The sequence below is a fragment of the Haladaptatus pallidirubidus genome, assembly GCF_020700235.1.
In the GTDB taxonomy this organism is placed as follows: Archaea; Halobacteriota; Halobacteria; order Halobacteriales; family Haladaptataceae; genus Haladaptatus; species Haladaptatus pallidirubidus.
On the sequence record NZ_CP085307.1, the window covers coordinates 394,198 to 420,113 of the forward strand.

General features: G+C 52.1%; 20 protein-coding genes and 1 pseudogene. 13 read left to right on the forward strand and 8 right to left on the reverse strand.

Annotated elements, in window-relative coordinates; translation table 11 throughout:
* Nucleotides 1-20: 20 nt before the first annotated feature.
* The gene (locus tag LIX15_RS31615) at nucleotides 21-1,664 is read right to left on the reverse strand and encodes a long-chain fatty acid--CoA ligase (protein ID WP_227778783.1); all 1,644 of its coding nucleotides are present in this window, start codon (nucleotides 1,662-1,664) and stop codon (nucleotides 21-23) included.
* A gap of 123 nt (nucleotides 1,665-1,787) precedes the next feature.
* On the opposite strand from LIX15_RS31615, the gene LIX15_RS31620 reads away from it, so the two are divergent.
* The 6 genes from LIX15_RS31620 to LIX15_RS31645 all read left to right on the forward strand — a co-directional run bounded on the left by LIX15_RS31620 (nucleotide 1,788) and on the right by LIX15_RS31645 (nucleotide 8,845).
* Nucleotides 1,788-2,486, forward strand: a complete 699-nt coding sequence (locus LIX15_RS31620) for an HAD family hydrolase (protein ID WP_227778785.1) — start codon at nucleotides 1,788-1,790, stop codon at nucleotides 2,484-2,486.
* 102 nt (nucleotides 2,487-2,588) lie between these two features.
* The gene (locus LIX15_RS31625) at nucleotides 2,589-4,133 is read left to right on the forward strand and encodes a class I adenylate-forming enzyme family protein (RefSeq protein ID WP_227778787.1); all 1,545 of its coding nucleotides are present in this window, start codon (nucleotides 2,589-2,591) and stop codon (nucleotides 4,131-4,133) included.
* Nucleotides 4,130-4,903 (forward strand): SDR family NAD(P)-dependent oxidoreductase, encoded by a 774-nt coding sequence (locus tag LIX15_RS31630; RefSeq protein WP_425556828.1) that lies wholly within the window; start codon nucleotides 4,130-4,132, stop codon nucleotides 4,901-4,903. The genes LIX15_RS31625 and LIX15_RS31630 overlap by 4 nt, the downstream gene beginning before the upstream one ends.
* 138 nt (nucleotides 4,904-5,041) lie before the next feature.
* Nucleotides 5,042-6,256 carry an acyl-CoA dehydrogenase family protein gene (locus tag LIX15_RS31635; protein WP_227778788.1) on the forward strand — a complete coding sequence of 405 codons (1,215 nt, stop codon included), beginning with the start codon at nucleotides 5,042-5,044 and terminating at the stop codon, nucleotides 6,254-6,256.
* Between the two features lie 8 nt (nucleotides 6,257-6,264).
* Nucleotides 6,265-7,245, forward strand: a complete 981-nt coding sequence (locus tag LIX15_RS31640) for an LLM class flavin-dependent oxidoreductase (protein ID WP_227778790.1) — start codon at nucleotides 6,265-6,267, stop codon at nucleotides 7,243-7,245.
* Between the two features lie 184 nt (nucleotides 7,246-7,429).
* Nucleotides 7,430-8,845, forward strand: a complete 1,416-nt coding sequence (locus LIX15_RS31645; protein ID WP_227778792.1) for a TIGR00366 family protein — start codon at nucleotides 7,430-7,432, stop codon at nucleotides 8,843-8,845.
* 1,344 nt (nucleotides 8,846-10,189) lie between these two features.
* Here the strand turns inward: LIX15_RS31645 and LIX15_RS31650 are convergent.
* The 3 genes and pseudogenes from LIX15_RS31650 to LIX15_RS33940 form a co-directional block, all read right to left on the reverse strand.
* On the reverse strand, nucleotides 10,190-12,121 hold the full coding sequence (locus tag LIX15_RS31650; protein WP_345413382.1) for an alkaline phosphatase D family protein: 1,932 nt from the start codon (nucleotides 12,119-12,121) through the stop codon (nucleotides 10,190-10,192).
* Between the two features lie 366 nt (nucleotides 12,122-12,487).
* Nucleotides 12,488-14,284: a PhoX family protein gene (locus LIX15_RS31655; RefSeq protein WP_227778795.1), complete on the reverse strand. Its 1,797-nt coding sequence runs from the start codon at nucleotides 14,282-14,284 to the stop codon at nucleotides 12,488-12,490.
* Between the two features lie 100 nt (nucleotides 14,285-14,384).
* Nucleotides 14,385-14,700 (reverse strand): annotated as a pseudogene (locus LIX15_RS33940) (amino acid permease); the annotation flags it as partial.
* A gap of 354 nt (nucleotides 14,701-15,054) precedes the next feature.
* Here LIX15_RS33940 and LIX15_RS31660 point away from each other — a divergent pair.
* Nucleotides 15,055-16,056 carry a phosphate uptake regulator PhoU gene (locus tag LIX15_RS31660; RefSeq protein WP_227778797.1) on the forward strand — a complete coding sequence of 334 codons (1,002 nt, stop codon included), beginning with the start codon at nucleotides 15,055-15,057 and terminating at the stop codon, nucleotides 16,054-16,056.
* Between the two features lie 311 nt (nucleotides 16,057-16,367).
* On the opposite strand, the gene LIX15_RS33565 is transcribed toward LIX15_RS31660, so the two are convergent.
* A complete protein-coding gene (locus LIX15_RS33565) occupies nucleotides 16,368-16,466 on the reverse strand; it encodes a multicopper oxidase domain-containing protein (RefSeq protein ID WP_227778799.1) in 99 nt (32 codons plus the stop codon).
* Between LIX15_RS33565 and LIX15_RS31670 the strand changes: the two genes are divergently transcribed.
* The 4 genes from LIX15_RS31670 to LIX15_RS31685 all read left to right on the forward strand — a co-directional run bounded on the left by LIX15_RS31670 (nucleotide 16,425) and on the right by LIX15_RS31685 (nucleotide 19,989).
* Entirely contained in the window at nucleotides 16,425-16,700 is a 276-nt protein-coding gene (locus LIX15_RS31670; RefSeq protein ID WP_227779311.1) for a hypothetical protein, read from the forward strand. The genes LIX15_RS33565 and LIX15_RS31670 overlap by 42 nt on opposite strands.
* Nucleotides 16,701-16,766: 66 nt before the next feature.
* Nucleotides 16,767-17,867 (forward strand): metallophosphoesterase, encoded by a 1,101-nt coding sequence (locus tag LIX15_RS31675; protein ID WP_227778800.1) that lies wholly within the window; start codon nucleotides 16,767-16,769, stop codon nucleotides 17,865-17,867.
* A gap of 867 nt (nucleotides 17,868-18,734) precedes the next feature.
* Nucleotides 18,735-18,995 carry an ABC transporter permease gene (locus tag LIX15_RS31680; RefSeq protein ID WP_227778801.1) on the forward strand — a complete coding sequence of 87 codons (261 nt, stop codon included), beginning with the start codon at nucleotides 18,735-18,737 and terminating at the stop codon, nucleotides 18,993-18,995.
* 619 nt (nucleotides 18,996-19,614) lie between these two features.
* Nucleotides 19,615-19,989 carry a luciferase domain-containing protein gene (locus LIX15_RS31685; RefSeq protein WP_265338469.1) on the forward strand — a complete coding sequence of 125 codons (375 nt, stop codon included), beginning with the start codon at nucleotides 19,615-19,617 and terminating at the stop codon, nucleotides 19,987-19,989.
* A gap of 901 nt (nucleotides 19,990-20,890) precedes the next feature.
* Here LIX15_RS31685 and LIX15_RS31690 read toward each other — a convergent pair.
* Nucleotides 20,891-21,268: a methylglyoxal synthase gene (locus LIX15_RS31690; protein WP_227778803.1), complete on the reverse strand. Its 378-nt coding sequence runs from the start codon at nucleotides 21,266-21,268 to the stop codon at nucleotides 20,891-20,893.
* 484 nt (nucleotides 21,269-21,752) lie between these two features.
* On the opposite strand from LIX15_RS31690, the gene LIX15_RS31695 reads away from it, so the two are divergent.
* Nucleotides 21,753-22,442 carry an SOS response-associated peptidase gene (locus LIX15_RS31695; protein WP_227778805.1) on the forward strand — a complete coding sequence of 230 codons (690 nt, stop codon included), beginning with the start codon at nucleotides 21,753-21,755 and terminating at the stop codon, nucleotides 22,440-22,442.
* Nucleotides 22,443-22,673: 231 nt separating this feature from the next.
* Here LIX15_RS31695 and LIX15_RS31700 read toward each other — a convergent pair whose 3' ends face one another.
* Together LIX15_RS31700 and LIX15_RS33570 are read right to left on the reverse strand one after the other, a co-directional pair.
* Nucleotides 22,674-22,934 (reverse strand): DUF7347 domain-containing protein, encoded by a 261-nt coding sequence (locus LIX15_RS31700; protein ID WP_227778806.1) that lies wholly within the window; start codon nucleotides 22,932-22,934, stop codon nucleotides 22,674-22,676.
* A 65-nt stretch (nucleotides 22,935-22,999) separates the two neighbouring features.
* Nucleotides 23,000-23,284 carry a deaminase gene (locus LIX15_RS33570; protein WP_368410766.1) on the reverse strand — a complete coding sequence of 95 codons (285 nt, stop codon included), beginning with the start codon at nucleotides 23,282-23,284 and terminating at the stop codon, nucleotides 23,000-23,002.
* A 110-nt stretch (nucleotides 23,285-23,394) separates the two neighbouring features.
* Between LIX15_RS33570 and LIX15_RS31710 the strand changes: the two genes are divergently transcribed.
* Nucleotides 23,395-25,449: a S9 family peptidase gene (locus tag LIX15_RS31710; protein ID WP_368410741.1), complete on the forward strand. Its 2,055-nt coding sequence runs from the start codon at nucleotides 23,395-23,397 to the stop codon at nucleotides 25,447-25,449.
* The last annotated feature ends 467 nt before the right edge of the window (nucleotides 25,450-25,916 follow it).

The window sequence follows — 25,916 nt, forward strand, 5'->3', positions numbered from 1 at the left end:
CACTGAGAATCAAAGAACGCTCAATCATTATCTCCGGTTTCGTCATCCTTGCCCGGCGTTTGTGGGAGATCAGTATTCTCATATTCGTCACGAAGTTGTTTCTTGTCAAATTTCCCAGTCGCGGTCTTGGGAACCCCCTCGATAAAAATGACCTTATCCGGAAGCCACCACTTCGGATACGCCTTCTCGAGAAACTCTAATACAGCGTCTTCTTGAAGCGTCGATTGTTGTTTTCGCTCGACGCAGGCAACTGGACGTTCACGCCAGCGATCGTGTGGAACGGCGATGACTGCAGCCTCGAGAATCTCATCATGTTCCATAAGTTTGTTTTCTAGTTCGATACTCGAAATCCATTCACCACCGCTTTTGATAATATCTTTCGAGCGATCGACGAGCTCTAGATAACCATCTTCGTCGACGGTCGCAATATCGCCGGTCTGCAGCCAATCACCGTCGAAACTCGCTTCGTTTGCCTGTGGTCGATTATAGTACCCCCCGATCACTGTCGGCCCACGAACGTACAGTTCGCCGACTGATTCCCCATCCCACGGTAACTCATTCCCGCCTTCATCGACGATTTTCATCTCCATTCCCGGGGAGAGGAGCCCCTGCTTAGTTCGTTTCTCGAATCGTTCATCACGATCCCAATCCTGCATGTGGCTCTTCGAGCGTGAAACACTGCCGATGCTCATCGTTTCGGTCATTCCCCAAGCGTGTTCGATAACGACATCGTATTCCTCCTTGAAACGGCGCATCACGCCCCGAGGTGCGGCACTTCCACCGACAACAATACGTTCTAAGCTACTGATATCGGCGTTGTTATTGTCAAGATAGTCGAGCAGATTTATCCAGACCGTTGGCACGCCAGCCGTGAGTGTAACACCCTCCTCTTCGATGAGACGGGCGAGTGTCTCCGCACTTGGCGACGGACCAGGGTATACCTGTTTAGCTCCGGCCATCGTTGTGGAAAACGGGAGTTCCCAAGAATTAACGTGATACATCGGTACGACATGCATAACGACGTCGCTTTCACCAATGCCAATAGCAGATGGTGTTGCCACCATCATCGCGTGACTGTAGATCATTTTCTGGTTGTACTCGACACCCTTTGGTTTCCCCGTCGTGCCGGAGGTATAACACATCCCTGCTGGCTGGTCCTCCGATAGTGTCGGCCACTCAAATGAGTCCGCGTTGGCGACGAGTTCATCATAGACTGAAACGCACTCGATGTCGGTTTCTGGCAGCTCATCATCCATGACGATTACTTCGCGAACACCAGCCAACCGATCCCAGAGCCGTTCGACCGTTTCGAATGGCTCACCGGGATCGACGAGGAGTATATCATCGCCGGCGTCGTTAACAATGAACTCGACATGGTTATCGGGAAGGACAGGATTGATCGTATGAAGCTGTGCACCCATCAGTGGAATTGCAAAGTACGCTTCGTAGTGACGATGTGTGTTCCAACCCAGCGTTCCGACCCGATCACCCAGCTCTACACCGAGTGCTGACAGTGCACCAGCGAGTGTCTCTGTTCGCTCACCGAATTCACGATAATCGTATCGCGTGGTACCATCGGAATCCCGTGAGACGATTTCCTTTTCGGGGAATAGGTTTGTTGCACGCCAGTAAAACGGACGTAGCGTCAAATCCGTAGCTGTCATTTCTTACCATGAAAAACGATGATCATCCCCAATAGTTCTACCGACCGCGGTATTTTCACTCAACCATAACCCGCGGTGGGTTTTTGCCGGTGGTTTCATTCCGTTGACCCTCCAACTAAGCGCATGACCAACGACGTAAGCGAGTGTGAGGCAGTGTTCTGGGATATCGGCGGTGTACTCCTGGATGTTAAATCGGCTCGCAAATCACATTGGCAATTCGTCGAAGCGCTCGCAGATGAGTACGACCTACTGCTGCCGGTTGAAGACGCAATCGAGACATGGCGTGCGGTGGTCGGACAACACTTCCGTGAACGAAATGGGACGGAGTTTCGTTCATCGCGAGCCGCCTACGAGAAAGCCGTTGACGAGGTGACTGCGGAATCAATTCCGACAGATTCGTGGGTACCACTGTTCGAGCGTATTCAACGAGAAACGCTCCAGCCGAATGTAGGTGCTGTTGAGACAGTCAAATATCTCGACGAGATCGACCTCCACGTTGGCGTGGTAAGCGATATCGATGACAAAGAGGCGAAGCTCATATTGGACAGTTTTGGAGTTATGCAGTCGTTTGATTCGGTTACGACCTCTGAATCAGTTGGATGGACGAAACCCAACCCGAGAATGTTCGAAGCGGCGCTGCGAAAAGCTAGTGTCAGACCGTCGAATGCTGTAATGATCGGCGACCGGTATGAGCACGATATGGTCGGGGCGACTGAGGTCGGAATGTGCACTGTTGCGTACGGTGCTGACGATGGCGCTGCCGTTGACTACCACGTCGAAGATCTGCAGACTGTCATCGACCTCGTGGAGGAGAAATACTAGCAATATCGTTTAATTCGAATTATATATTGGTGCAAATGCGTTTAGACAAGTGTTGGCAAAGGGCAACCTACATGTGATAGATGTACGTATACCGGGGCACGGATGCGAATTGAAGAACTCCTCGAATCCAGAGCCGAGAAAACCCCTGAAAAGCCGTTTCTGACGTTCCTCGATGAACGCTATAGCTATCTGGAGACCGCTAATGCATCCATGCGATACGCGAACGTCCTATCCTCACTGGGCGTCGGAACCGGGGATGTTGTCGGCCTGTTCCTCCCGAATCGTCCCGAGTTTATGTTTCTCATGTTCGCAAACGCATACCTTGACAGCGTCACTGCACCATCCAATCCCGCGTATACCCCGAATGAACTGCGCCACTCACTCGAACTCTCGCGGCCGAACGTGCTCGTCACGACGCCCGCACTTTTGGACGTGGCCGAAACAGCCGCTGAAAGCACGACTGTCGAGCGGATTGTGACGACAGATCCCGTAGCTGACTACGAGTCGTTGTCTGCGCTCGCCGCCGACCACCCGGCTGCGGTCGATTCCCATGACGGTGATGAGACCGCGATTGGGCTCCACATGTACACATCAGGGACTACGGGTTCACCGAAGGCAGTCGAATGCCAACATGAAAACTGGACGCGAAGCGCCCTCGACTTCCAAAAGCGCATGGGAATGACCATCGAAGACACGCTGTTCACTGCTCTACCGTTGTTCCACGCCAACGCACAGATCTACTCGACACTCGGTGCGGCGGCGGCGGGGGCTGAAGTGGTTATTTACGAGCGGTTTTCCTCTTCCCAGTGGTGGGATTGGTGCCGGGAGCACGGCGTGACGGAGTTCAACGCGATGGGGAGCATGCTCAAAATGCTCGATAACGTCGATGAATCATCCGATGACGCCGACAATCCAGTCGAACTCGTCTTCTCTGCGGGCACGCCACCAGAACTCATCGAACCGTTTGAAGAGCGATTCGGTGTACGAGTCGTCGAAGGATATTCCCTTACCGAGAACCCTATGTTAGTACTCAACCCGACGGACACCGAGAAGCGCCGCATCGGCAGCATCGGCCTCCCACCAGCGGAAAAACGAATCCGAATCGTCGATGAAGACGGCACCGACGTCCCAGCCGGAGAGAAGGGCGAAATCATCCAACAATGTCCAGCACTCATGGCTGGCTACCATCGTCAATCCGACAAGACAGCCGAGGTAGTACGTGACGGGTGGTTCTACACGGGTGACTATGGGAAGCTCGACGAGGACGGCTTCGTTTACTTCCTCGACCGAAAGAAAGATATCGTTCGTCGGGCCGGCGAAAATATCGCTACGTACGAAGTTGAGGGGGTCATCAAAGCGCTCGATGCGATTGACGAGGTGGCCGTCATCCCGAGTTCCGACGAGTTCTACTCCGAGGTCGTCAAGGCACTCGTCCAAATCAAGGACGGTCACGAGCTGGCTGAAGCGGACATTGTCGGGCAGTGTCGTGCCGAGTTGGCACCGTTCAAAATCCCTCGATACATTGAGTTCGTCGACGACTTTCCGTACACGCCAACTGGCAAAATCCAGAAGCAAGAACTCCGGGCACGCGAGCGCGAGGAAGAACCAAGTCACTGGGATCGCGAGTCTCAGGAGGTGGAACAATGAGCATTATAGATCAGTTCGACCTCACTGGGCGCGTCGCAATCGTTACCGGCGGGACCAGAGGTATTGGACTAGCCATCGCCGATGGCCTTGCAGCCGCCGGCGCGACAGTTGTCCCAACCTCCCGAACCGCGTCGGATGTCGAGGCGGCCAGAAAACGAGTCGAGTCCCACGGCGTCGAGTCACTCGCAATTCTGACCGACGTGACCGACGACGGTGATATCGAATCGCTGTTCGAACGGACAGCTAACACCTTCGGTGGTATCGACATCGTCGTGAACAACGCTGGGGTGAATCCATCGGCAGCGCTCGGTTGTCCCGAAGATGTCGATTCAGAGGGTTACGACGTTACCCTCGATGTTAATCTTCGTGGCGCATTTCGGTGCACGCAGGAGGCGGCACCCTACCTCAACGAAAGTGACAAAGGGTCGCTCATCAATATTGCCAGCGTCGGTGGGGTAGTCGGCCTTCCCCGCCAACATCCGTATGTTGCGTCGAAACACGGACTTGTCGGTATGACGAAGAGCATCGCACTCGACTGGGCACCAGAGGTTCGCGCAAATGTCATCGCCCCGGGATACGTGGCAACGGATCTTACAACCGAATTACGCGAAAACGACAAACTCAGGCAATCGATTATTAACCGAACGCCGTTGGATCGCTTCGCTGACCCCGAAGAACTTGCGGGACCGGTGGTCTTCCTTGCGAGTGATGCTGCCAGTTACGTAACCGGGACCTGCCTCACAGTCGATGGGGGCTGGACAAGCAAATAGCGAACCGCTACTGCTCAAATCGGCGGATGTCGTCGTCCGTTTCGGTTCGAATTCGTTTTTCTCGACACTATCTCACCATTCTGTGACAAGTCACTGACTAGTGGGAGAACTTTTATCATAGACACATCATTGTAGATTATGGAGTACAATGACTCCGAACGTGCAGAGGCAGTCGCGGCACGCGTCGACGAGTTCGTAGATGAAGTCGTGATTCCCACCGAACGGGAGTTACTCGGTACCGAGCAGATAACCGACGACGAACTTGCCACACTCCGTGAGGAAGCACGTGACCGCGATATCTATGCGCCGCAGGTTTCACCCGAATATGGCGGCATGGGTCTCGATTTTCGAGATGCACTCCCGACGTTCGAAGCCGCTGGGAGGAGTCTGTTAGCTGCACCAGCTATCCGGGTCGATGCCCCGGACGAGGGAAACATGCACACGTTCGAACTCGTCGCCACCGAGGAGCAGAAAGACGAATGGCTTCGACCACTCGTTGCCGGCGATATTCGTTCGGGCTTCTGTATGACCGAACCCATGCAGGGCGGGGGCTCCGATCCGAAAATGATTCAAACCGTTGCCGAGCGAGACGGTGATGAATGGGTCATCAACGGGCACAAATGGTGGACGACGAACGGTGTCGAAGCGGACATCTTCCTTGTAATGGCACGAACTGATTTCGACGCTCACCCATACAGTGGCTGTTCGATAATTCTCGTTCCAGCCGACACACCTGGTGTGAACATCGAACGTGGCATCCCTCACATGGCAGACGATCTCCTCGGTACGAGTCACGCTGAGATTCGATTTGAAGACGTCCGCGTCCCAGTCGAGAATCTCATGGGGGACGAGAACGAGGGATTCACCATTGCTCAACAACGTCTTGGCCCAGCTCGACTCACGCATTGCATGCGATACTCGGGGATGGCGAACCGCGCATTGGCTGTGGCAAAGGCATATGTGTCAGAGCGCGAGGCGTTCGGTTCCCCTATCGCCGACAAACAGAGCATCCGATTCGATATCGCGGAAGCCGAGACAGAACTCCACGCAGCACGGTGCATGGTCAGGAATGCCGCAGACCGTATCGCCAGCGGCGATGAAGCCAGAGTGGAGGTGTCGATGAGCAAGCTCTACACATCAAACGTCGTCCAAGATGTCATCGACGTGGCGATGCAGTTGTGCGGTGCCAATGGTATTGGAAAGGACCTCCCCATTGCCGATTTCTATGAGAACGTTCGGCAGTTTCGGTTCGTCGATGGGGCAGACGAGGTGCACAAGCGGGTCATCGCACGGGATTCGTTCTCCGATGTGGACGAATCCGAGCTTACTAACGTCACTCGGTACGAGGAATAATCGTCGCGATGCCACTCGGACTCATCCTCCCATCGGTATCCACGAAGTCGTCTACGGCGATTGCGGAACAAGCAGAACACCTCGGTTACGATACTCTATGGGTCAGCGAGCTTTGGGGAACCGACGCCTTCGTTCAGCTCGCCGACATCGCCACGCAGACGGAAACGATCGGACTCGGAACCGCCATCGTGAACGTCTTCTCACGATCGCCAGCCGTCATCGCGATGGCGGCAGCCACGGTTGACCGAATTGCACCCGGACGGTTCACACTTGGAGTCGGTCCGAGTACCCTGAAGGCTGTCGAGGATCTCCACGGAATGGCCTATGACCGGCCGGTTCGTCGGACCCACGAGACGGTCGAGCTCATCAAGGCATATCTAAGCGATTCCGACCGCGTAACGTACAATGGTGACCTGATTAGTGTCGCAGACTTTCCCGGACTTGATGTGGATGTGCCCGTGTACAATGCAGCACTCGGTCCGGCGAACAGACGAGCGACTGGGAGACTCTGTGACGGATGGATTCCGCACAATATTCCCTTCAACCGTCTCCCAGACGCCTTTGAAGTGATCGCCGACACGGCACAGGAGCGCGGACGAGATCCGGATTCGATCACTGTCGCACCGTACGTTCCTGCGGCTGTGAGTGAAAACAAGGGGACAGCCTACGACGCCGTCCGCGGCCATCTCGCATACTATATCGGTAGTGGCGAAGGCTATCGGCGAGCTGTAGCGACCGTTTTTCCTGACGAGGCAGACGAAATTGCTGTCGCGTGGCAAAATGGTAACCGAACGAAAGCCAGTAGTGCGGTCACTGAGGAAATGGTTCACTCCCTTGCCGTTGCTGGCACGCCAAACACGGCTATTGAACGACTCAGGAATATTATTAACAAAGGTATCATCGATCGACCGATGCTAACGGTGCCGCGACAGGCTGATGATGAACTGACACTCCGGACGATAGATGCACTCGCCCCCAACAATTGGTAAATCCACTACTAAATCGATTAGTTGAATGAACCTAAATGGGAGTCTATCTTGCTTCAAATTTCAGTTTACAACTCCGATAGTGTATTTCTATTGTATCTTCGATATTCAGGTTGAGAAGAAGCTTTATGTTATGTAATAACATGCCAAAACATTATATAGGATTGTTCATGTGTTATTGTTACGGATGGCCTTTACAGACCCAATTAAACGAATGGGAGAAGCGTTCGCTGACATCGCCATGGAGTATGTACCAGATCCATATGTCTTGGTCATACTGCTCACTCTAATCGGGGCAGTGAGTGCGTTACTCGTCGGTACGTCGCCAACTGGCGTGATGGATGCGTGGTTTGGCGGCGTGTGGACGTTGCTCGTGTTTATGGCACAGTTCTCTTTGACACTGATGATCGGTGATGCAATCGCAAAATCGCCAGCAGTGTCGAGATTTCTTCGTCGAATTGCAGACTTACCGAACTCTCAGTTTACTGCAGTTGCGTTGACCTCATTTGTGGCGATGGTTGCTGGTCTCATTTCATGGGCCATTGGACTAATCGTCGGTGCGGTCATCGCACGCCAAGTCGCATACCGTGGCAAACAAAAGGGCCTCAAGTTGCACTACCCGCTGTTGATCGCGGCAGGATACACTGCATTGATGATTTGGCATTCAGGAATTACAACGTCAAGCGGACTCATCATGGCTGATCCGAGTGCGATACCGTCGACGTTTCCGGACTATGCGCAAGAGGGAATACCTCTGGGACAAACGGTCGGTAGTACTGTCAACATTGTCACTGTAGCGTTATTACTTTGCATCATCCCATCAGTTATGGGTAGTCTCCACCCTGACAAACTGGAAAATATCACTGAACTCCCGGACAACGTATACAACGAGATCGAAACCAGACTCCAGACGACCAAAGACGGATCTGTTGATACCAAAGTTACCACTGATGGCGGGATCGCGCAGTCCACAATGGCGGATCGGTTCAATCACTCACGGTTACTTGGGCTGATCATTGCCATTTTCCCTGCGTACTATTTCCTCTCGGACGTGGTCCAGAGTGGCCTGGGTGCGATCAATCTCAACACCATTAACGCCTTTTTCATTTTCTGTGCGATCGTTCTTTGGGTGACGCCGAAGGCCATCGTCGACCAGATGAATAGCAGCGTTGAAAACGTGGCGGGCATCCTCTTCCAATTTCCGTTCTACGCTGGGATCGCAGGGCTCCTTACTGGCACAGCGCTCGCCGCGACTATTGCAGGGTTTTTTGCAGATATCGCAACACCACTCACGTGGCCAGTTCTCGGTCTGATAAGCGCCGGGATTATCAATGTCTTCGTTCCGTCAGGCGGTGGTCAGTGGGTTGCACAGGGACCGATTCTTCTCGAAACAACCCGTGAACTCGGAATGCCCCTTTATACCGCTGTAGTCATCGAGATGATGGGTGATCAGCTTACAAACATGATACAACCATTTTGGGCGGTACCCGCACTCGCACTTGCGCAACTCCGAGCTCGCGACATTCTCGGATACACAACCGTCGCAATGGTTGCTGGATTTATTGTCATGGCAATTACGATGACATTATTCCTTGGAATATGATATATGATAGAGCAAACATTTAATTATTATAAGGTAAAAATCCGCTACTGAATCGTGAATCCGAGTACGAGAACCGCTACTTAAAAAATACATTTTCATACTAGTTCTAGAGAGAAAACACAAAATCAACGTGAGAATTCCTCGCGTGTTCAGGTACGGGAATTATTCGGCTAAAACGATACTTGGAAGTCAAATTGAGCAAATATCCAGTATTTTTGTATGCAAATCATATAATAAAAATAAATTTGTTAGTGAATATATATGACATTTCTCAATTTATATCTATTTTATTAATATATGTTCGATGATAAATGTACTGCTTATGGAGTCAAGAGTGATTTATGGAATCATGGATGTTTGACGTTTTCCGTATAACAAATCCATCTGATGATAACTCTCAGGAAATAACATCTAAATTACAAGATTCTTTTCTTTATTCTGCATAATAGCTAGTACTCTGGATTGAAACCGTATTCGTTAGTTAGTAGGTTATACTAATGCAGTATATCTACTGTCTTCGTAGGATTGGGCTGCTACCAGTCGGGTGCTTATCACGCGATGGAACACTCAAGTCGGTACGAGATCACTGAATTGCAATGGTATTAAAGATGTGTTTCGAATCTCAAAAAGTACAGTGCGCTGCATATCTATATTCCCTGATGACGCGGACGGAAATTCCCATGAGTAACTTGCCATCGAGCGATAACTCATCCGATTAACTCGTAGTTGAACAAAAGAAGCTTTGCTGGTTGAAATGAGATCGAATACTGAACGCGCACTAGTTCGCGTTGTCTCGTAGTAATTCGATGGGAATAGTCGCTTCCATGAGGGCGTCGAGCCAACCATTCCCACTGTTGCTTATAATTTAAATGAGAGCTAATAAAGTCACTGTCGCGTCCTCCCCAAAGCTAGTAGTAGTCACACAGTATCGATTAGTAATATCCTCATTCGTCTCATATCACTTACAGGACATCCCACTTTCAGCCAGTATTACTCGGAACATGGAGAAACAGTGTATGCTATTCTCAATGGAAGTTAATGCTAACTCAGAGTAATCGGCAAGGCTCAAGCGAATTCAAGGTTTGACGTCTCGCTTCTTCATACTGGTGAATATTTCGAATAAGACAATATGATTCTTTATATTACCAATATATAGTACAAATTATAAACAGAGGTGAAATTGAGATCCTATTGCATTACAAAGGTTCGTTTTGACTAAAAGAATACTTCACGTAGCGGGGCTGGCGTCAGGTTCGAGTATTACAGGAGCCAGTTCCGCAAGCAATTCCTACCTGTCTCCGCCACTCATCCATCAAAAAATCTAATCACCGACTATCATCGATCTTAGGTCGGTTGATAGGATTCTTCGTCGAGAATGATGCCCTCGTCGTTGGCAACGACTACTGTGTCAGGGTTACTGTTGTTCAGGACTGCACCGTCCCATCCAGTATAGAAGGTCGATTCGGTATCTTCGCCACTTCCGTTCCGGACAGTGATCGTCTCGCCTGCTCCAAGGATGACATCACCAAACGTATAGTTTTGTCCGCGTCCGCCTTCGAAGCTGAGGATGAAGTCCGTCATGTCGATCTCCGAATCACCTTCGTTCTTCACTGTAGCGTACTCGTTGTTGAGATCTCCTTCCTGATTTGGCCGAATATCAGTGATCTCAATGGGTTCTTCCTCTGGTCGTTCAGAGGCTAGCTGTGCCCCTGGATTGCCAGCCTCGGTCACGAACGACGCAAGGGTGTCGATCGTCGCGCTCTGTTCCTCAACGGTCGAGACGACTCGATAGTCGGCCTGCCACTGCTCGGGCGTCAGCGTGCACCGGACGTAGCCACGATCGACATTATAGAATCGTTGCCATGGTTCGCCCGCCGATGGGCCGTATTGAGTGAGTCCAGACGTGTCTCCAAACGAGGAGATCGACGTACCCACATATTCGGTACCCACTGTTTCGGAATCCGGATTCGAAAAGTCGGCTTTGAGATTGTAGGCATAGTTGCGGTGAACGTCACCAGTGATGACGACCGGATTAAGATCTGCATCATTAGCCATCGCGTCAAGTAATGTTTGCCGATCGGCCCGATATCCGTCCCATTTGTCACCGCCACCGAAGTCCACTTCGGTCGGATCCGCATTTTCGTCCGTCGCCGCGACGGGAACTTGATTCGCAAGGACGTTCCACTTGGATGCAGACTCATTAAACCCATCCAGCAGCCACTGTTCCTGTTCGTCACCGAGAATGGTCCGTTCAGGATCTTTTGCCTCTTCGCTGGAATGCGTCTGGTCATCACGATACTGCCGAGTATCAAGAACGTTGAACTCGGCCAGCTGTCCAAACGTAAATCGACGGTAGAGCGGCATGTCTGAATCATCAGGGATCCGCGACCGGCGTATCGGTTGATGCTCCCAGTAGGCTTGGTAGGCAGCTGCTCGCCGTTTGAGGAACTCTTCGGGTGGGGTTCCTTCATCAATCTCGTCTGCGTAATTGTTTGCGACCTCGTGGTCATCCCATGTAACGAACCACGGGAATGCCGCATGGGCATCTTGGAGGTGTGAATCAGTCTTATACTGTGCATGACGAATACGATAATCGGCTAGACTCTTGATTTCTCGTGGCGGCTCGTGGCCTCGGTCTAGTGAGCCCTGCGACCCCCCTTCATAGATATAGTCGCCGAGATGAAAAACCATGTCAAGCTCTTCTTCAGCAAGGTGCTGATGAGAGGTGTAATATCCAGATGGATAGTTCTGACAGGATGCGAATGCGAAGTTCAGTTCGTCAATATCCGAATCAGGTGCTGGGGCAGTCTTTGTCCGGCCCACTGGACTTGTGTCTTCTCCAACCCGGAACTGGTAATAGTATTCTGTATTGGATTCAAGCCCCTCGGGTTCAACGTGCACGGAATGAGCGTGTTCTGGTCGCGCGTGCGTCGTACCGTCTTTCACAACCTGCTGCATGTTTTCACGAGTAGCCACTTTCCATGCGACTGGTACCTTCTTATCTGGCATCCCACCATCAGCTTGGAGTGGTTCTGGTGCGAGACGCGTCCAAAGTACAACCGAGTCCGGAAGAGGATCACCAGAAGCTACACCAAGTGTGAACGGATCGTCGCTCAATTGACTGCTGTTGTCATTTTTCGCTGTAGCAAGTCCTATCGTTCCGAACGTCGTAAGTCCAGCCACACCCGTTGCCGTTTGAAGGAATTCACGGCGGTTTGAGGAGAGAAGTTTGTTTTGTTGAGTATCCATCTTATTGTTACCATCAGGCTCTGTCATATTACCCACGCAAAAAATCTAAACGTGAAAATAAGAGCGTTTATAATAGATATCTATTGATAGACGTTATATTGGTAGTCGATAAAAATAAAGTTTCCACTACATACTAATAAATAATATCTGTATACACCGTTGTATAATTATTTGTTAATTTATTAAAATTATTTAGGAAAGTACTATACAGAAATGTAAATGTCTTCTCACTAAAATGTGCCTTCAAGAGAATAGATATTATAAATAGGAACCAACAATCCATTCAGATTAGTATAGTTTTTCTCTCATATACTAATATATTTTATTATATATAATGTAATTTTGGTAAGATGGAAGTCAGAGTTTGGTCTTGAGGACTCTAAGGAGCAACGGTCAATTTGGGTTGTAGACCCAGATCATATTCGGCGGGTCGTGGCCTTCATTACCGGTGTCCTCACCGATAATCACTCGACCATCGTCCATCACGACGATATTATCGGGCTCGGAGATTGTATTCTCGGGATCATAGCTCTCTTGGCTCGAAAATGCCTGCTTCATTGATGTCATGCCCTTACCCACAATGCCACTCTCGTCCTCCTTTGTGGGGTTGTGTTCACAGTCTTGGCAGACAGTACTCGCCGAGTTAGGCTGAGCATCGTAGGGACATCCACCACAGATGTTCGCGTTCGGCCCTCCCGTCACGACCGGTTCCATTCGACTTACGTTGTAGTCAGCACCGAGTTGCATCCGATAGACTGCACCCCACTCATTGCCCTCGAGTTGGATTTCGTCTTGCGGGTCGTCGTTACCAGACGATGCATCCTCGTTTGAGAGCATCGTCTTGTTCGTATTCGACATCGCCATGTACAGATAGTTGCCGGGCTTGGCGTTCCGCTTGATGTTTACCCCTTCCATCTTGCGGAACTCGTTCGTCGCACCCTTCGCGGCGGCCGCTTTCCGGGACTCGAGGAACGCAGCTCGATCATCGTCTGTATTTCCACGCGCCCACTGTCTAACTTCTTCGTCACTGATGTAATCGACATTCGCTCCCGGTTCTTGGTCGTCATACTCAGCGATCCACGATTCGATTTGCTTGTTCGTGCCGTGGGCGAGTTCGATCCATTCGAGATCGAACCCTGTGGTAGCGACGTCGTTTCCGGCGTCTTGAGTTGCTTTCGCGGCGTAGAGCTTCCCGGCGGAGAGATCGCCGGGGGTGTCCGCCACGAACTTGAAAAAGACCGTCCCGGTGCCATCGTCGCTCAGGTACGCCGTTTGCCGGTCGGACATCACGACAGCGTTCTCGTGCGAGAATCGGCCCATTGCGAATTGCTTGACGGGCGTTGCATCGCCAGTCGGTTCATCTATTTCGATGACATAGCCGTATCGATACGGATTCGCCGTACGGCCAAGATACTCCGACATTCGCTCGCGCGCGCCGTTTACAGGGTTGTACCACTGGGCGGCACTCGGCTCGTATTCTTCGGAGGACAGTGGTGTGTTCCATGGCGTAACGGTTCCGAAGCAGTTGTTCCAGGTGCCTTCAACATCACGGAAGTTGAGGTTCTGGCTCCCGAGAACCTCCCATTGGTGATTCGTGCTTTTTCCCTGTCGACCGCGCATTCGAAGGTGGAGTCTGCTAACCATCCCAGGTCGCGTCTCCCAATTCGTGAAAAGATAGCCCTCGTTCGGATGATCGCCGGGGATGAATCCGTTATAATCGGGGCTGTTCCCGTCCGTCATCGGTTTACCGTCCGCCGAATATGGGATACCGAGTTTCTTTCCGTTATCGGTCTCGTCGCCACCATTCGCTAGCGCTTGATACTGGCCGACGGCAGTGTGAACCGTTTCTGCTTCTTCTTTGTTGTCGGGAACCTGTACGCTTGCGAAATCCTGAGGAAGCGTGTTCAGATTTGTGTTGACGAGTGCTCCGACAGTGCCCTTATTATACGGTTTGTCGTTCGCATCGCTTGGGTGTTGGATGTTGAAGAAAAATTGGCCGGGTTGGGTGAGATACATCCCGGTGATTTCTGCATCTCGAACCGTGGTTGCCAGGCGGTTGAGCGTTGGTTCATCCTCGTGCTCGTCATCACGTTTCCCCAGACGGGCTGTCGCTGGGGTGCTTGCAATACCTCCCAAGCCAGTAATCGTTAGCATAGCAATTGCATCGCGGCGAGTAAATTCATCTGACATCACGTTAAGAACGAGAAGTTGCGTGCATGAACGTTTATAATAGAGCCTGATATCGCACAGTGTGACACTATTTCTCACAGACATCATGGTTGAGTACGAGAAGAACAAAACTGACGATCCCTGCCTGCAATCGACCGGCTTGCTTGACACCAACAATATTGACGATGGGGAAAAGAACCCCAAGTCCAATCCCAACGAATGTAAGCAAACCGGTTGAGATATTGATAAGCAGGAGGAGGTATGCCCCGAACCGACAAGGGCAAATGCACTCTTAGACACAAGCGAGAACCAGGCGCCAATTCCCGGAATGGTACCTACAATGGCCCTATCGCCCGATCAATGAAGAGATAGATCCCACCCGCTTCGGGGAGTGCCGTCGCCATCTCCGCTTTTGGGAGTGCTGCAGGGAGGACGATAGTTCATCGGCTGACGGTTCTGCCGAGACCGTATTTGTCTCCGGTTGGATGGCGCTCTGGGTTTCCCTGCCTGGCACCCATCCACCGTCCGGGACGAGGGCGGAGTCGTTAGGTTCCACGAGGCGAGCAAGGTGCTCCTCGATCGGGTGATTGTAGGGGAGGAGAAAGTGTGCTTCGTGTCGACCTCGGTGACCGTGGGAGTCACACGCTGCAGCTGGCCTCTCCCAGACGCGCCACGTGCCGAGCACCGTCATCATCTTCAACGCCTCTATTTACTGTGGCCGTATGTCATCGGTACGTTACTTGTATTTGTATTTGAGTGGCTTTATCGGGTTTCACAGTGGGCTTCGAGATATGGAGACACGGAAGGTTCAGGCCACAGGCGGGTCGACGCTTACGGTTTCGATTCCCAAGGACTGGGTAACCGAGAACGGCATCGAGGCGGGCGACCAGGTCGAGTTCCATCCCGAGGGCGACTCGCTTCTGCTCTCACCCCGAACGGCTGAGGACACGGTCGAAGGGACCGTCGACATCACTGACCTCGAAGGATCGCAGCTCACGCGAACCGTGTTCACGCTGTACGTCAGCGGATTCGACATCATCAACCTCGAAGCAACTCAGGTAACGTCCAATCAGCGTCGAACCGTTCGTGACGCTACGCAGGGCCTCGTTGGTCTGGAGATCATCGAGGAAACCAGCGACCGGGTGGTCGTGCAAGACCTGCTGGACTCCTCGGAGCTGTCGGTTCTTAACGCCATCACCCGGATGCGCCTCGTCGCGGTGACGATGCTGGATGACATGGTGACGGCACTGGTCGAGAACAACGACGACCTCGCCACCGACGTCATCGAGCGAGACAACGATGTGGATCGACTCTGGTTCATGATTTCGCGCGTGTTCCGGTCGGTGCTTCGCAATCCCAGCACCGCCGCCGACATCGACCTGTCTCGCGAGACCTGTTTCAACTACTACTCCAGCGCCCGCCAGCTGGAGCGCATCGCGGATCACGCCGCCAAAATCGGTCAACTCTCGTCCGAACTCGACAAGATTCCAGACGAAGTCGCCGACTCGCTCGAAGAGCTACACACCAAATCCGCCGAGATCGTGGAATTGGCGATGGACGCCCTCCTCGAAGACGATGGCGAGGAGGCCATCCGCCTCGCCAACGACGCCCTCGAACAGATCCGTGGCATCGACGAGTACACCCGCGCCGTGGACGACCTCATCCGCGAGATGGACGCCCAACGTGCCCAGAACCTGAGTCTCGTCGTGGACTCACTATTCCGGAGTGCGGACTACGGCGGCAACATCGCCGAGACCGCGCTCCAGAAGGCTGCTCCGCGCCCCGAAAATTAGCGTTAATCCAGTTTCGACAGGGGTTGACTTTCGCTTCAGGGTCGCTCTCAACGCCGATTTTGGATTGCAGCAGCGTTATCGTCCTGCCACACTGCCAGGGAAATGTCTCTGACTGCCAATGAACTCGTCCAATTGCGAAAGTCATGCTTTTAATTTTCACCGAATTGGCCGTGGGCGCACATCCGTAGTGGCGATTTAGTATGGAGTAAAGCAGACTATCTGAGTCTGTAGTGCAAGTCGCGATAAGCAGTTAGCAATACGCTTGAAGCAGTGCCCTCATCAAAGAATCGCAATGGAAGTCGGAGGGTGTATTATCCGACCACGTAGGGGCGCATCATCTCGTGATCCTCATGTTCGAGGATGTAGCAATGCCACGGGTACTTACCTTCGTAGTCAGCAAAGTACGACACCCCGCCTGCCTCGATTTCGCCGAAATGGGCTTTGATTTGAGTAATCTCGTTGGGGCGGGCAGCGACGAAACCGTGCCAGCCCTGCTGGTTCTCCGAGAGCGGAATCGGTTCACCCGTATAGTAGTTCTCTATGGGTTAAAGTGTTCCAGCCTCGCGATCCGCGAGGTACTGCTGTGCGTCGAACGCCAACCGTTCGACGATGTGGAACTGGACGAGATGCCCAGTATTCTATAGAGTATTATTTCTCGTAAATATCATTATTATAAAGGGCTATCAAACAGGCATTCATCTGCGAAATCGATGTCAGAAACGCACACAGAGAGTGCCGCAGAATCGAATCAGCGGAACGCACCGTCTGCAACGCGACGCCAGACACTGGCGTTAGTCGGCGGCCTTGGCGGACTGGGGCTCACGGCAAGTCACCGAACTGCAGCGCAGCGTGCGAGTGGGAGTAGCGAACCAACTGTCGACTCTAGCACCGAGTTCAGCATTGCGATCTTCCCGGATACGCAGTACTATGCACAGCAGGATAATGGCATCTTTGAGCAGATGGGACAGTGGGTCGCCGATAATAAGGAGCAGTACAATATCCAGATGTTTCTGCACGAAGGGGACATCGTGCAGAGTTACGGATCAGACAACGATGCTGAATGGGATGTTGCACAAGATGCAATCAGCAGAATGGACGACGCGAATGTCCCAACCGTGCTGTCGCTTGGGAACCACGACGCGGACAATATTCGAAATCCCCAAACCTTCCGCAGTCGGTTCCCGGCGACCCGCTACAAGGAGATCACACAGAGCAACGAGACGATCCTCGACTGGGGGACGTTCGAAGGATATGCCGAAAACGCGTATTTCCTCCAAGAGATCCATGGAGAACGATTTCTCTTCCTCACGCTGGAGTTCGGACCGCGTGACGCGGCGTTGAAGTGGGCCGGACAACTTCTGGAAACCTATGCTGACGCGACGGCGATTCTCGTCACACATACATACACGTATCACGACGGCACCAGAACGGATGCGAACGACAACTTCGCCCCGAACTGGTACGAAGGTGGAGGCCTCCCTGAAGGCAGCAACTATAACAACGGAGAGCAGATGTGGCAATCTGAATTGCGGTACCACGAGAATCTTGCGAATGTTCACTCTGGGCACCATATCACTGGCCCATACGTTGCACGACGTACTGCCCATGCAAAAGGCAATCGTACCACTCAGATGTTCATGGATTACCAAACGATCGATAACGGTGGGGATGGCTGGTTCCGCCTTTTGACGGTAAACACACAAACATACAATGCGGAGATAACCACGTATTCACCATATCTCGACAAGTGGAGTGGCGACAAAGAGGAATCATTCGAGTTCAATTTGTACCCGAACAAGAAGGGCGCTTGAGGCGCTGAAACCGCCGGGCTACAAGCCAATAAGCGATGATTTTATTTTCATCGATAGCACTGATGGTTGGTTGGAGAGCTCGGTCTTGACCCATATCTTCTCCGAGACGTATTGGCGCAAGTTCTCTAGCGGTTCAATGTACCTGTGAGTTTGGCGGCAGATGTGACCACGACAGATCAAAACCCGATGCCGAATAACCAACGTCAGAGCATGGCCAGCACACCTACCCTTCCTCGAATGGTGTACCATCTGTGACCGCTGAGCACGCTCACAAGATCGGCACCGACCCACACTGATCGCCCTCGATTATGTTGCAATCGTCCTCCGATGAAGGAATCGAAGAACTCGACAAGGGATTGATCGGCGTCTCCTTTTTACTGGTGAATTGATCTCCCTAAAAAGAATATCGTCGTCAGTCAATTCTGTGAAAGGAAGTATATTGACTTACAAGCGGTTGAACAGGAAGGGAAGTTAGGAAACTCCCGATGGGAGACCACATTTCCTACGGAATAAGCGGGTATGATAACCGATAGATCTCACGCTCAGGACTCGAACCTCTTGAAGTCGATCCTGGCTGGTTCGCCCTTCACGGGAAGGGCAATTGATTGATGGAATCAGTATACCGTAGCCGTTTATATTTCCAACAGCTTTGATTATATTTTCCTATGGATGGCTCTATAACGCTGACCTCTCCCGTCATCCTTTCAATTCGCGCCTGGATCTCCTAAAGCGAGGAGATTATCGACTATTTCTTCGGTGGAGCTGATTCGTATCTCCCCCATCCAGTAGCTGTCGACCGGTCAGCAGTGTGCCTCTCACTCTCGACACCACTGACGCGAACGAATATACCTTGCACATGCATTTGTTTTGAACTATATTGCTATCGCGCTCCTGTTCAGTCTCGGGTTCGCTGCGCTCTCGAAAATTGTCGCGCTGATAACCCAGAATGAGGACGTAGCGATTCTCGTCACAAACTTTCTTGCGCTACCGCTGTTGTTCGTAAGCACGGCGTTCCTCCCGGAAACCTTGCTCCCTGTGTGGATGCAAATCGTGAGCGCGTTCAATTCAGCGACCGACGGCGTCGAGACGGTTCGAACGCTTATGCTCGGATGGATGGATCTGGGCTGAACGATGGCCATCAATCATCGGTCTCCTCGTCTTCGATCTGGTGTTTGGTGTGATCGCGATGCTCCCAATGAAACGCGCGACAGACGTGACACCTCGATAATGAACACCACAGTTACTTTTCCAAAATACCGATCATGCTAGGTTATTGGTTACTATCATTGCGACACGATAGAGGTTCTTCTCAAACCGATTTCCGAAACAGCTTGGCGTCTGTTCTAAAGTCACTCGTCCGAACAGGATTTGTCGAAGGACTTGATCTGGTCCCTGGAGTCTGTTCTGTCACATCGTTCCATACGAACCAGTCGGTCTCCCTGCCCGAACCGGCTTAGCAGCCATCGACCGACGCGCTAGAGACAACGATATCGCACGCGACACGACGGACGCTTGAGGACGAGTCTCTCAGGGTCGCGCCGGAGAGGGTAGCTCCAGTCCTGGCAGGATTTTCCACGAACCACGTACAGGATACCCAGAGTACGACGGACAATTCGCGTGAGGTCTAGCGACGAACAACAGCTATCTCGTTGCCCACCCTATGGTACCTAAGGGTGCTTGACATGCAAGACGACGAGTCCGCTCGGTCTTTGGGACCGAGCGATCAGATCATCGAGGTGGTCGTGTCATGGCCACACATCGAACTGGGCGAAGGCCAGTTCAATTCAACGAACTTCACCATCGCTGGCAGCGAAATTGGTCATCTTCACCCAAACTGGCAGATATTGAGTATCCGAAACCGCTCCGAGACCAGCTGATCGAGGAGGGTCAAACAAAGGAACACCACGTGGTTCCAGACTCGAACGCGACGACGTTCCATATCAAATCAGCTGATGACGTTGATCACGTCGTTTGGCTGTTCCGACTCTCCTATCTCGCTCGACTGGCCGCCCTGCAACGTCGTGGGGAGTTGGACTCGGACTTGAACATCCAACACGAACTAGACGTACTCGCGCCGAGCAATGGGGTTCGCAACGCCTTCGAAGCTGCCAACGCGGTGTAGTCGTCGTCTCTGGGTGGCTATCCGAGGTCGAGTGGTGTGACTAGCTTCAGGAATTCAAACATTCATTCCTTCGTCTCATTCGCTCATCACTCCTTGTGATACCTACGGGAGACAGCGGCTGAATACAGCAACGACGGTTGCGAAGGCAACGTATCGACAATATTCGAATATTGTTGGCCTCTTTCAAATCTGAGACGATAGAGGTGGCCAATCTGGAATTTGGACAATGCTGGCTCATCGTCCAAACGAGATCTGCTTCCTGGAGGGCGGCGACCGGGCTGATTTCACCTGAAATGCAGGGAGTGGAGGCCCCATCCTCAACGCGCTTCGCGCGTAGGGTGGGGAGGAAACTCCCGTCTTTGTTTTCTTCCGCCCGTATCGAAAGAGTGAGGCTCTCTCGTGGCGTTTTGTACAATACTACTAAGCGGCCAAAACGGACGCTTGGTAGGGGCCGCTGTAGACCGGCCCTGAACAGCGGAACTGACGACCGTGAAACGTGGCACAGAACAGTCCCACGGATTGAACGCGAGGAACACGCTGAATTAAATCGATGTGAGGCGGCTTCGGACGAAGACCACGGGACAGAAAACCACGCAGGAATCCCCTCCGTGTGCCTGTCCTGCCGCCATGTAGTCGAGCCGCGTCCCGCACGGGGTCGGGGGCTGGAACCCAGTGACGGGCCAAAGCCCCGCCCTCAAGGAGCGACCGAGCGCACCGCGTAAGGGAGCGAGTAGGGCGGGGTAGTTTACTTATAATACAAGCTGATCATCTACTGGATACAATACTACTCATTAAAGCAGTGCAAAGAGTTGATAATCTCAGGCAAAGTTTTTAACGACTATCGTTGCATTCGAAGTTTCAGAAGATTCCCCTCGTGGCTCCACCCTCTGCGATGTCGAACTCAATCAAATTGGCGAGCTAGACCATCCAGTAGGAACTCGGCAGAGGAACGGGTCGTAGCAAGCGGTGTGTCGTGCACGTCACAAATGCGCAACAGCGCGGAAATATCGGGTTCGTGGGGTTGAGCCGTAAGAGGATCGCGGAGGAATACAACGCCATCGAGGCTGTTCTCAGCAATTTCAGCACCGATCATTAAATCTCCACCAAGTGGTCCCGATTTCTTTCGTTCGACTTCCAATCCAGTCTCTTCAGTAATGCGTTTGCCAGTCGTCCCTGTCCCAACTAAATCGATGGTCGAAAGCATCTCCTGATACTCATATACAAGATCGATGATCTCCGGTTTCTCCTCGTCATGAGCAATCAATGCAATTCGTGTCATCTTAGTCCTTTTCGAGAGAATCCAATTAGATCTATCGACCATTGAGCCAACTGTCCATTGCTTCAGCACCATTGTTCTCATACTACTATTCGTTCTAGCTGGAACTCACCAAGATTGACTTCCTATTGAAGGAGTTGCACGTTTGGTTTACAAAATTTGCTCCCTAAAGGACGGCAACATACCGAGTCTACCACTTATGAGATAGGGAGCAGAAAATCAGCTTCACGTGCCTTGTGGACTATCTGTAACTGAAACCTATGGTATTATTGTTATTATATATCTATGTAGTATTTAATATATGATAAATAATGTGTGGTAGAATGGCAGAGGCAATGAGACCAAAGTCAAACCAAAGGTCAGGGGCTAAGAGGATAGTTCCGACCAGGGGATTCCACAAGTGATTCTCGGTCGTACCACATGTTGAGAATAGCTTCGACTGCCTCTTCCCCGATGCGTTGATGGGTCTGTAGCACATATCTGAGCTATGTGTGGGCGAACTGCACTCTTTATCCAGCAACACGACCTCGAAGACCGCTTCGACGCACGGATCGTCACTGATGGCGGGTATACACCGCGATACAATATCGCTCCTGGAGAGCCGTTAGAAGTCATCACGAACGAGGCAACCGACGAGATCGACCAGTACCACTGGGGACTCATTCCATTCTGGGCTGACGAGCCCGAAGAAGGAATCATCAATGCTCGCTCCGAAACAGCGGATGAAAAACGAGTATTCCAAGATGCGTGGGAGTCACGGCCCTGTCTTGTCCTGTCGTCGGGATTCTACGAATGGCAACAACAGAACGGTGGGCCGAAACAACCGTATCGCGTGTATCGCGAGGACACTCCAGCCTTCGCAATGGCTGGCCTTTGGGAAGTCTGGGAGAATAACGAGCAAGCGATTCCCTGTGTGACCATTCTGACGACCGAACCCAACGAGGTGATGAAACCCATCCACAATCGCATGCCTGTTGTGCTTGCGAGTGATGATGAAGATCGCTGGCTTTCGGCTGATTCAGACGAGCGCGAAGCGTTGTGCCAACCGTATTCTCGTGATGACTTGGCTGCCTATGAGATCTCGACGCAAGTCAACAATCCGAGCCACGATGATCCAGCGGTCATTGAGCCACGGGAGCACGAACAATCAGGACTTGGTGAATTCACCTCTGGGTAATATTGATCTTCCGTAAACGGCGCTAGGAGCTCCGTACGTGTTGATAACGGTGTAGTGGGAAGAGATGGCCAGAATACTATCGCCAATCCCTCACCGGTGAGCCGCCAAGCTCACTAATCGGTATTGAGATCGCATCGGCGACCGCAACTCACCTCTAATACTGGATCTCAATCTGTGAGTTAGTCTACTAGATTCGGAGACGATACGTCGCATCCAGAAGACGAATGTCAGCTATCGCCTGGCAAGATGAACGTGGATAAGTCGGTTACACTCCTTCTCATTACAGACTGGGCACACATTATTCTCTGAGCCTTCGGTTGCTTCGGCGAGTACACGAGTATTCTCGGGATCGACATCAGCAGCTGCTAGAATGACCCACTCACCAGCATGCCCGAGGTCATACCCGTCGTCGGTTTCACGGACAAATCGCTCTCGAAGCATTGAGAGGTGGTAATTGAAGCGATCAGTATCGCGGATGTCACTGGCGCCCATCGTGGAGAATATCGTGCCCCAATTGTCGGGTATATCGGCATTAGTCGCAGCGTACACGACGCCATCTAACTGGGCGCCCAAAAGTGGGAAATTATACACATTTGGCATGGTTCGTGAGTTGAGTAAAGCCAGTATCCATTCAATTGGGACGATTCGAGTGCTGCAAACGCTTTTCGTATCGCTTCGATTTCGGAGTGGACAGTGACTTCTAGTCGGTCGAAGATTGCTCCAGAGCTTTTCACAAGAATTCCCTCCTCTCCAACGATTAAGGCACCAACAGCATTGATTTCCAGACCAACTTTGATCGACCATATATAAGAATTCGATAATATTTTTGGCGGACATAACAGTCACACTCAAAATTCGCATAGATACGGCTATTAATATGAGTACCCATATTCCATCCGTGTCTGACCCACTTACACCACCCAATCTATACGATCTTCGGCGACCAAGCGATGTGGCTGTTTCCCCGGACGGCGATTACATGGCCTTCATCGTCACTGAGTCTGATCCGGACGAAGACGAGTATCGCCGCTCGCTGTTCGTTGCATCCACGGATGGAAATAGAGAGCCTCACCGATTGACTCGTGTCGCTGATGCGACTTCTCCAAAGTGGGCTCCGAATGGTGACCGTCTTGCGTTTCTCGCAACTCGTGAGCGAGATGTCGCACTCATAGTTGGCAGGAATAGTGACGCTGAGTACGATGAAAATGCGGACAACGCTGAAGATGCTGTTAACCGGTTGGAAAACGAAGAGCCGAAGTCTCAAATTTGGACATTCGACCTTGACATGGGTGGCGACGCCCGCCAGGTAACAGCATTTGAAGAAGGTGTACGCGAGTTTGACTGGTCACCAACCGGAGATCGATTCGTTGTGTCTGCGCGTGATCCCACCGATGCCCAGCAAGTCTACCTTGACGGTCTTCGCGAGGACAACGAACCCTACGAAATCACACGGCTCCAACACAAGCAAGACGGAGCTGGGTTTCTCGATGACGTGACGACGTACCTTTTCGTCGTTGAGAGCGACGTACAGGGTGCCACTCGCGGAGAGGTGACCCGTCTAGACAACGCATACGGTCAAGGAGCCTATGAACCGCGTGTCGGACTCCAACCCACGTGGGGATCTAGAGATCAGATCGCCTACGTTGCATATTATGGGGAAAACCCAGAGGAAACTTACGCCCTCGACGTGCACACCATTGCGTCGGATGGGTCTAACCGACAGACACTAACTGACGGTGACGTCATAGCACAGGGGCTGCGATGGTCACTCGACGGAGCACTTCTGTCGTATTGCGTGCGGCATCCGGCGAACTTCTATCGTCCAATGGAGATCCACGTCGCAGATGTTGAATCGCATGAGACACGGTCGGTGTCAGAATCGCTCGATCGGACGGTTAGTTGGAATGGGACAGCTGAATGGATCGCCGATGATACCCTCCTGGTACCGATCGGTGACAAGGCATGTACACGACTGGTCCGCCTCGACGCGAACCAGGACGCACCAGAACGTGTATTCGCCTCACAGAGCAGCGATCGCACGATTACAAGTTTTGACGCGAGCCCCAACACAACGGGGATCGTACTCAGCCACCCACATGAGGGGCTGGACGTCTTCACGATCGAGACGACAGACATCGATCAGGATGTCGAGCCCACACGGTTAACCAAATTGAACGATGACCTCCTTACCGACACATCCCTTCCGCTGTGTGAACGTGTTCGCTTCGAGAACACTAATGGTAACGAGGTCGAAGGGTTGGTCTACCTTCCTGAACAGGTCGACCAGGAGAATGATGCGTCGCCAGCACTTCCGTTGATCTGCCACATTCACGGTGGTCCCACAGTGTATGATGCGCCTAGTTTCAACTTTGAATACGCGTACTGGACTGGGCAAGGGTATGCAGTGCTCAATGTGAACTACCGCGGCTCGACATCGTATGGTCGAACATTCTCAGAGTCCATTCGGGGCGATTGGGGCCCGCGGGAGGCTGACGATATTATCTCGGGTGTGGACAATCTGATCGATCGGGGCTGGGTCGATCCGACTCGCCTCTTCGTATCAGGCTTGTCGCAGGGCGGGATCAACACACTACACGTTGTGACCCGAGACGATCGCTTCGCCGCCGCGGCTCCCGAGCACGGCATCTATGACTTCTACAGCTACTTTGGTACAGGGGATATGCACCAATGGTATGTCAATGATATTGGTGTGCCGTGGGAGAACGAGGAGATCTACCAGACGATGTCGAGTCTCCGTGAAATCGACCAGGTTGGCACGCCATTGTTGATTACCGCTGGGGAAAACGACTCGCGGACCCCCCCATCACAAGCCGAACAGCTCTACATCAGCGCAAAACGAGCTGGTGTCGAAGCAAAACTTATCGTTTACCAGGACGAGCACCACAATATCTCACGCCCTGGTCGGGCAATTCACCGGCTCGAATCGCTCACAGAATGGTTTGAGTCACATGATCCGGGGGTGGAGACGTCGGACAGAACCTCATGAACACTACTCCTCGATATCGTCAAGATCATCGAAAATACGGTGAAACTTTCGGCCTCAAGCGCCAGACTGGTGGAGATTATCCACCAAGCGTCTCATTCTCGATGCAGCTTCATTGTCCGTTCCGACGGTCAAACATTGCTCACTGGCAGGGATAGGTTTCATGCTTCCTCGAGGGCGCGGTGGTGGGTGAATCCACTTTTGCTTAATGAGTGCGTGGAGAAGTGTAAAAGGGATATTTCACTGTTCACGAAGCTTATTGTCTAATAGAAACATCTCCGTCATATGGAAGCACGCACGACACACATTCTCTTCGGGCAGAATCGAACGATTTCCGTCCGAATGCTTCTGTTGGGAGTTGCCTGGTTTGCAGGAGTGTTCGGAGGGTTGGGTGCGAGTATCTTAGGGGGACTTTCGGTCGCGTTTTGTGGAAGCATGATTATTGTGAGTACAGCCATTTACGCTATTTG

What these genes read in the sequence shown, in the direction of transcription:
- LIX15_RS31685 (WP_265338469.1), top strand. Translation starts at nt 19,615, where the DNA reads ATGGCCACACATCGAACTGGGCGAAGGCCAGTTCAATTCAACGAACTT.
- LIX15_RS31635 (WP_227778788.1), top strand. Translation starts at nt 5,042, where the DNA reads ATGGAGTACAATGACTCCGAACGTGCAGAGGCAGTCGCGGCACGCGTC.
- LIX15_RS31650 (WP_345413382.1), bottom strand. Translation starts at nt 12,121, where the DNA reads ATGACAGAGCCTGATGGTAACAATAAGATGGATACTCAACAAAACAAA.
- LIX15_RS31690 (WP_227778803.1), bottom strand. Translation starts at nt 21,268, where the DNA reads ATGACACGAATTGCATTGATTGCTCATGACGAGGAGAAACCGGAGATC.
- LIX15_RS31695 (WP_227778805.1), top strand. Translation starts at nt 21,753, where the DNA reads ATGTGTGGGCGAACTGCACTCTTTATCCAGCAACACGACCTCGAAGAC.
- LIX15_RS31660 (WP_227778797.1), top strand. Translation starts at nt 15,055, where the DNA reads ATGGAGACACGGAAGGTTCAGGCCACAGGCGGGTCGACGCTTACGGTT.
- LIX15_RS31615 (WP_227778783.1), bottom strand. Translation starts at nt 1,664, where the DNA reads ATGACAGCTACGGATTTGACGCTACGTCCGTTTTACTGGCGTGCAACA.
- LIX15_RS31620 (WP_227778785.1), top strand. Translation starts at nt 1,788, where the DNA reads ATGACCAACGACGTAAGCGAGTGTGAGGCAGTGTTCTGGGATATCGGC.
- LIX15_RS31655 (WP_227778795.1), bottom strand. Translation starts at nt 14,284, where the DNA reads ATGTCAGATGAATTTACTCGCCGCGATGCAATTGCTATGCTAACGATT.
- LIX15_RS31630 (WP_425556828.1), top strand. Translation starts at nt 4,130, where the DNA reads ATGAGCATTATAGATCAGTTCGACCTCACTGGGCGCGTCGCAATCGTT.
- LIX15_RS31645 (WP_227778792.1), top strand. Translation starts at nt 7,430, where the DNA reads ATGGCCTTTACAGACCCAATTAAACGAATGGGAGAAGCGTTCGCTGAC.
- LIX15_RS31670 (WP_227779311.1), top strand. Translation starts at nt 16,425, where the DNA reads ATGCCACGGGTACTTACCTTCGTAGTCAGCAAAGTACGACACCCCGCC.
- LIX15_RS31700 (WP_227778806.1), bottom strand. Translation starts at nt 22,934, where the DNA reads ATGGGCGCCAGTGACATCCGCGATACTGATCGCTTCAATTACCACCTC.
- LIX15_RS31675 (WP_227778800.1), top strand. Translation starts at nt 16,767, where the DNA reads ATGTCAGAAACGCACACAGAGAGTGCCGCAGAATCGAATCAGCGGAAC.
- LIX15_RS31640 (WP_227778790.1), top strand. Translation starts at nt 6,265, where the DNA reads ATGCCACTCGGACTCATCCTCCCATCGGTATCCACGAAGTCGTCTACG.
- LIX15_RS31625 (WP_227778787.1), top strand. Translation starts at nt 2,589, where the DNA reads ATGCGAATTGAAGAACTCCTCGAATCCAGAGCCGAGAAAACCCCTGAA.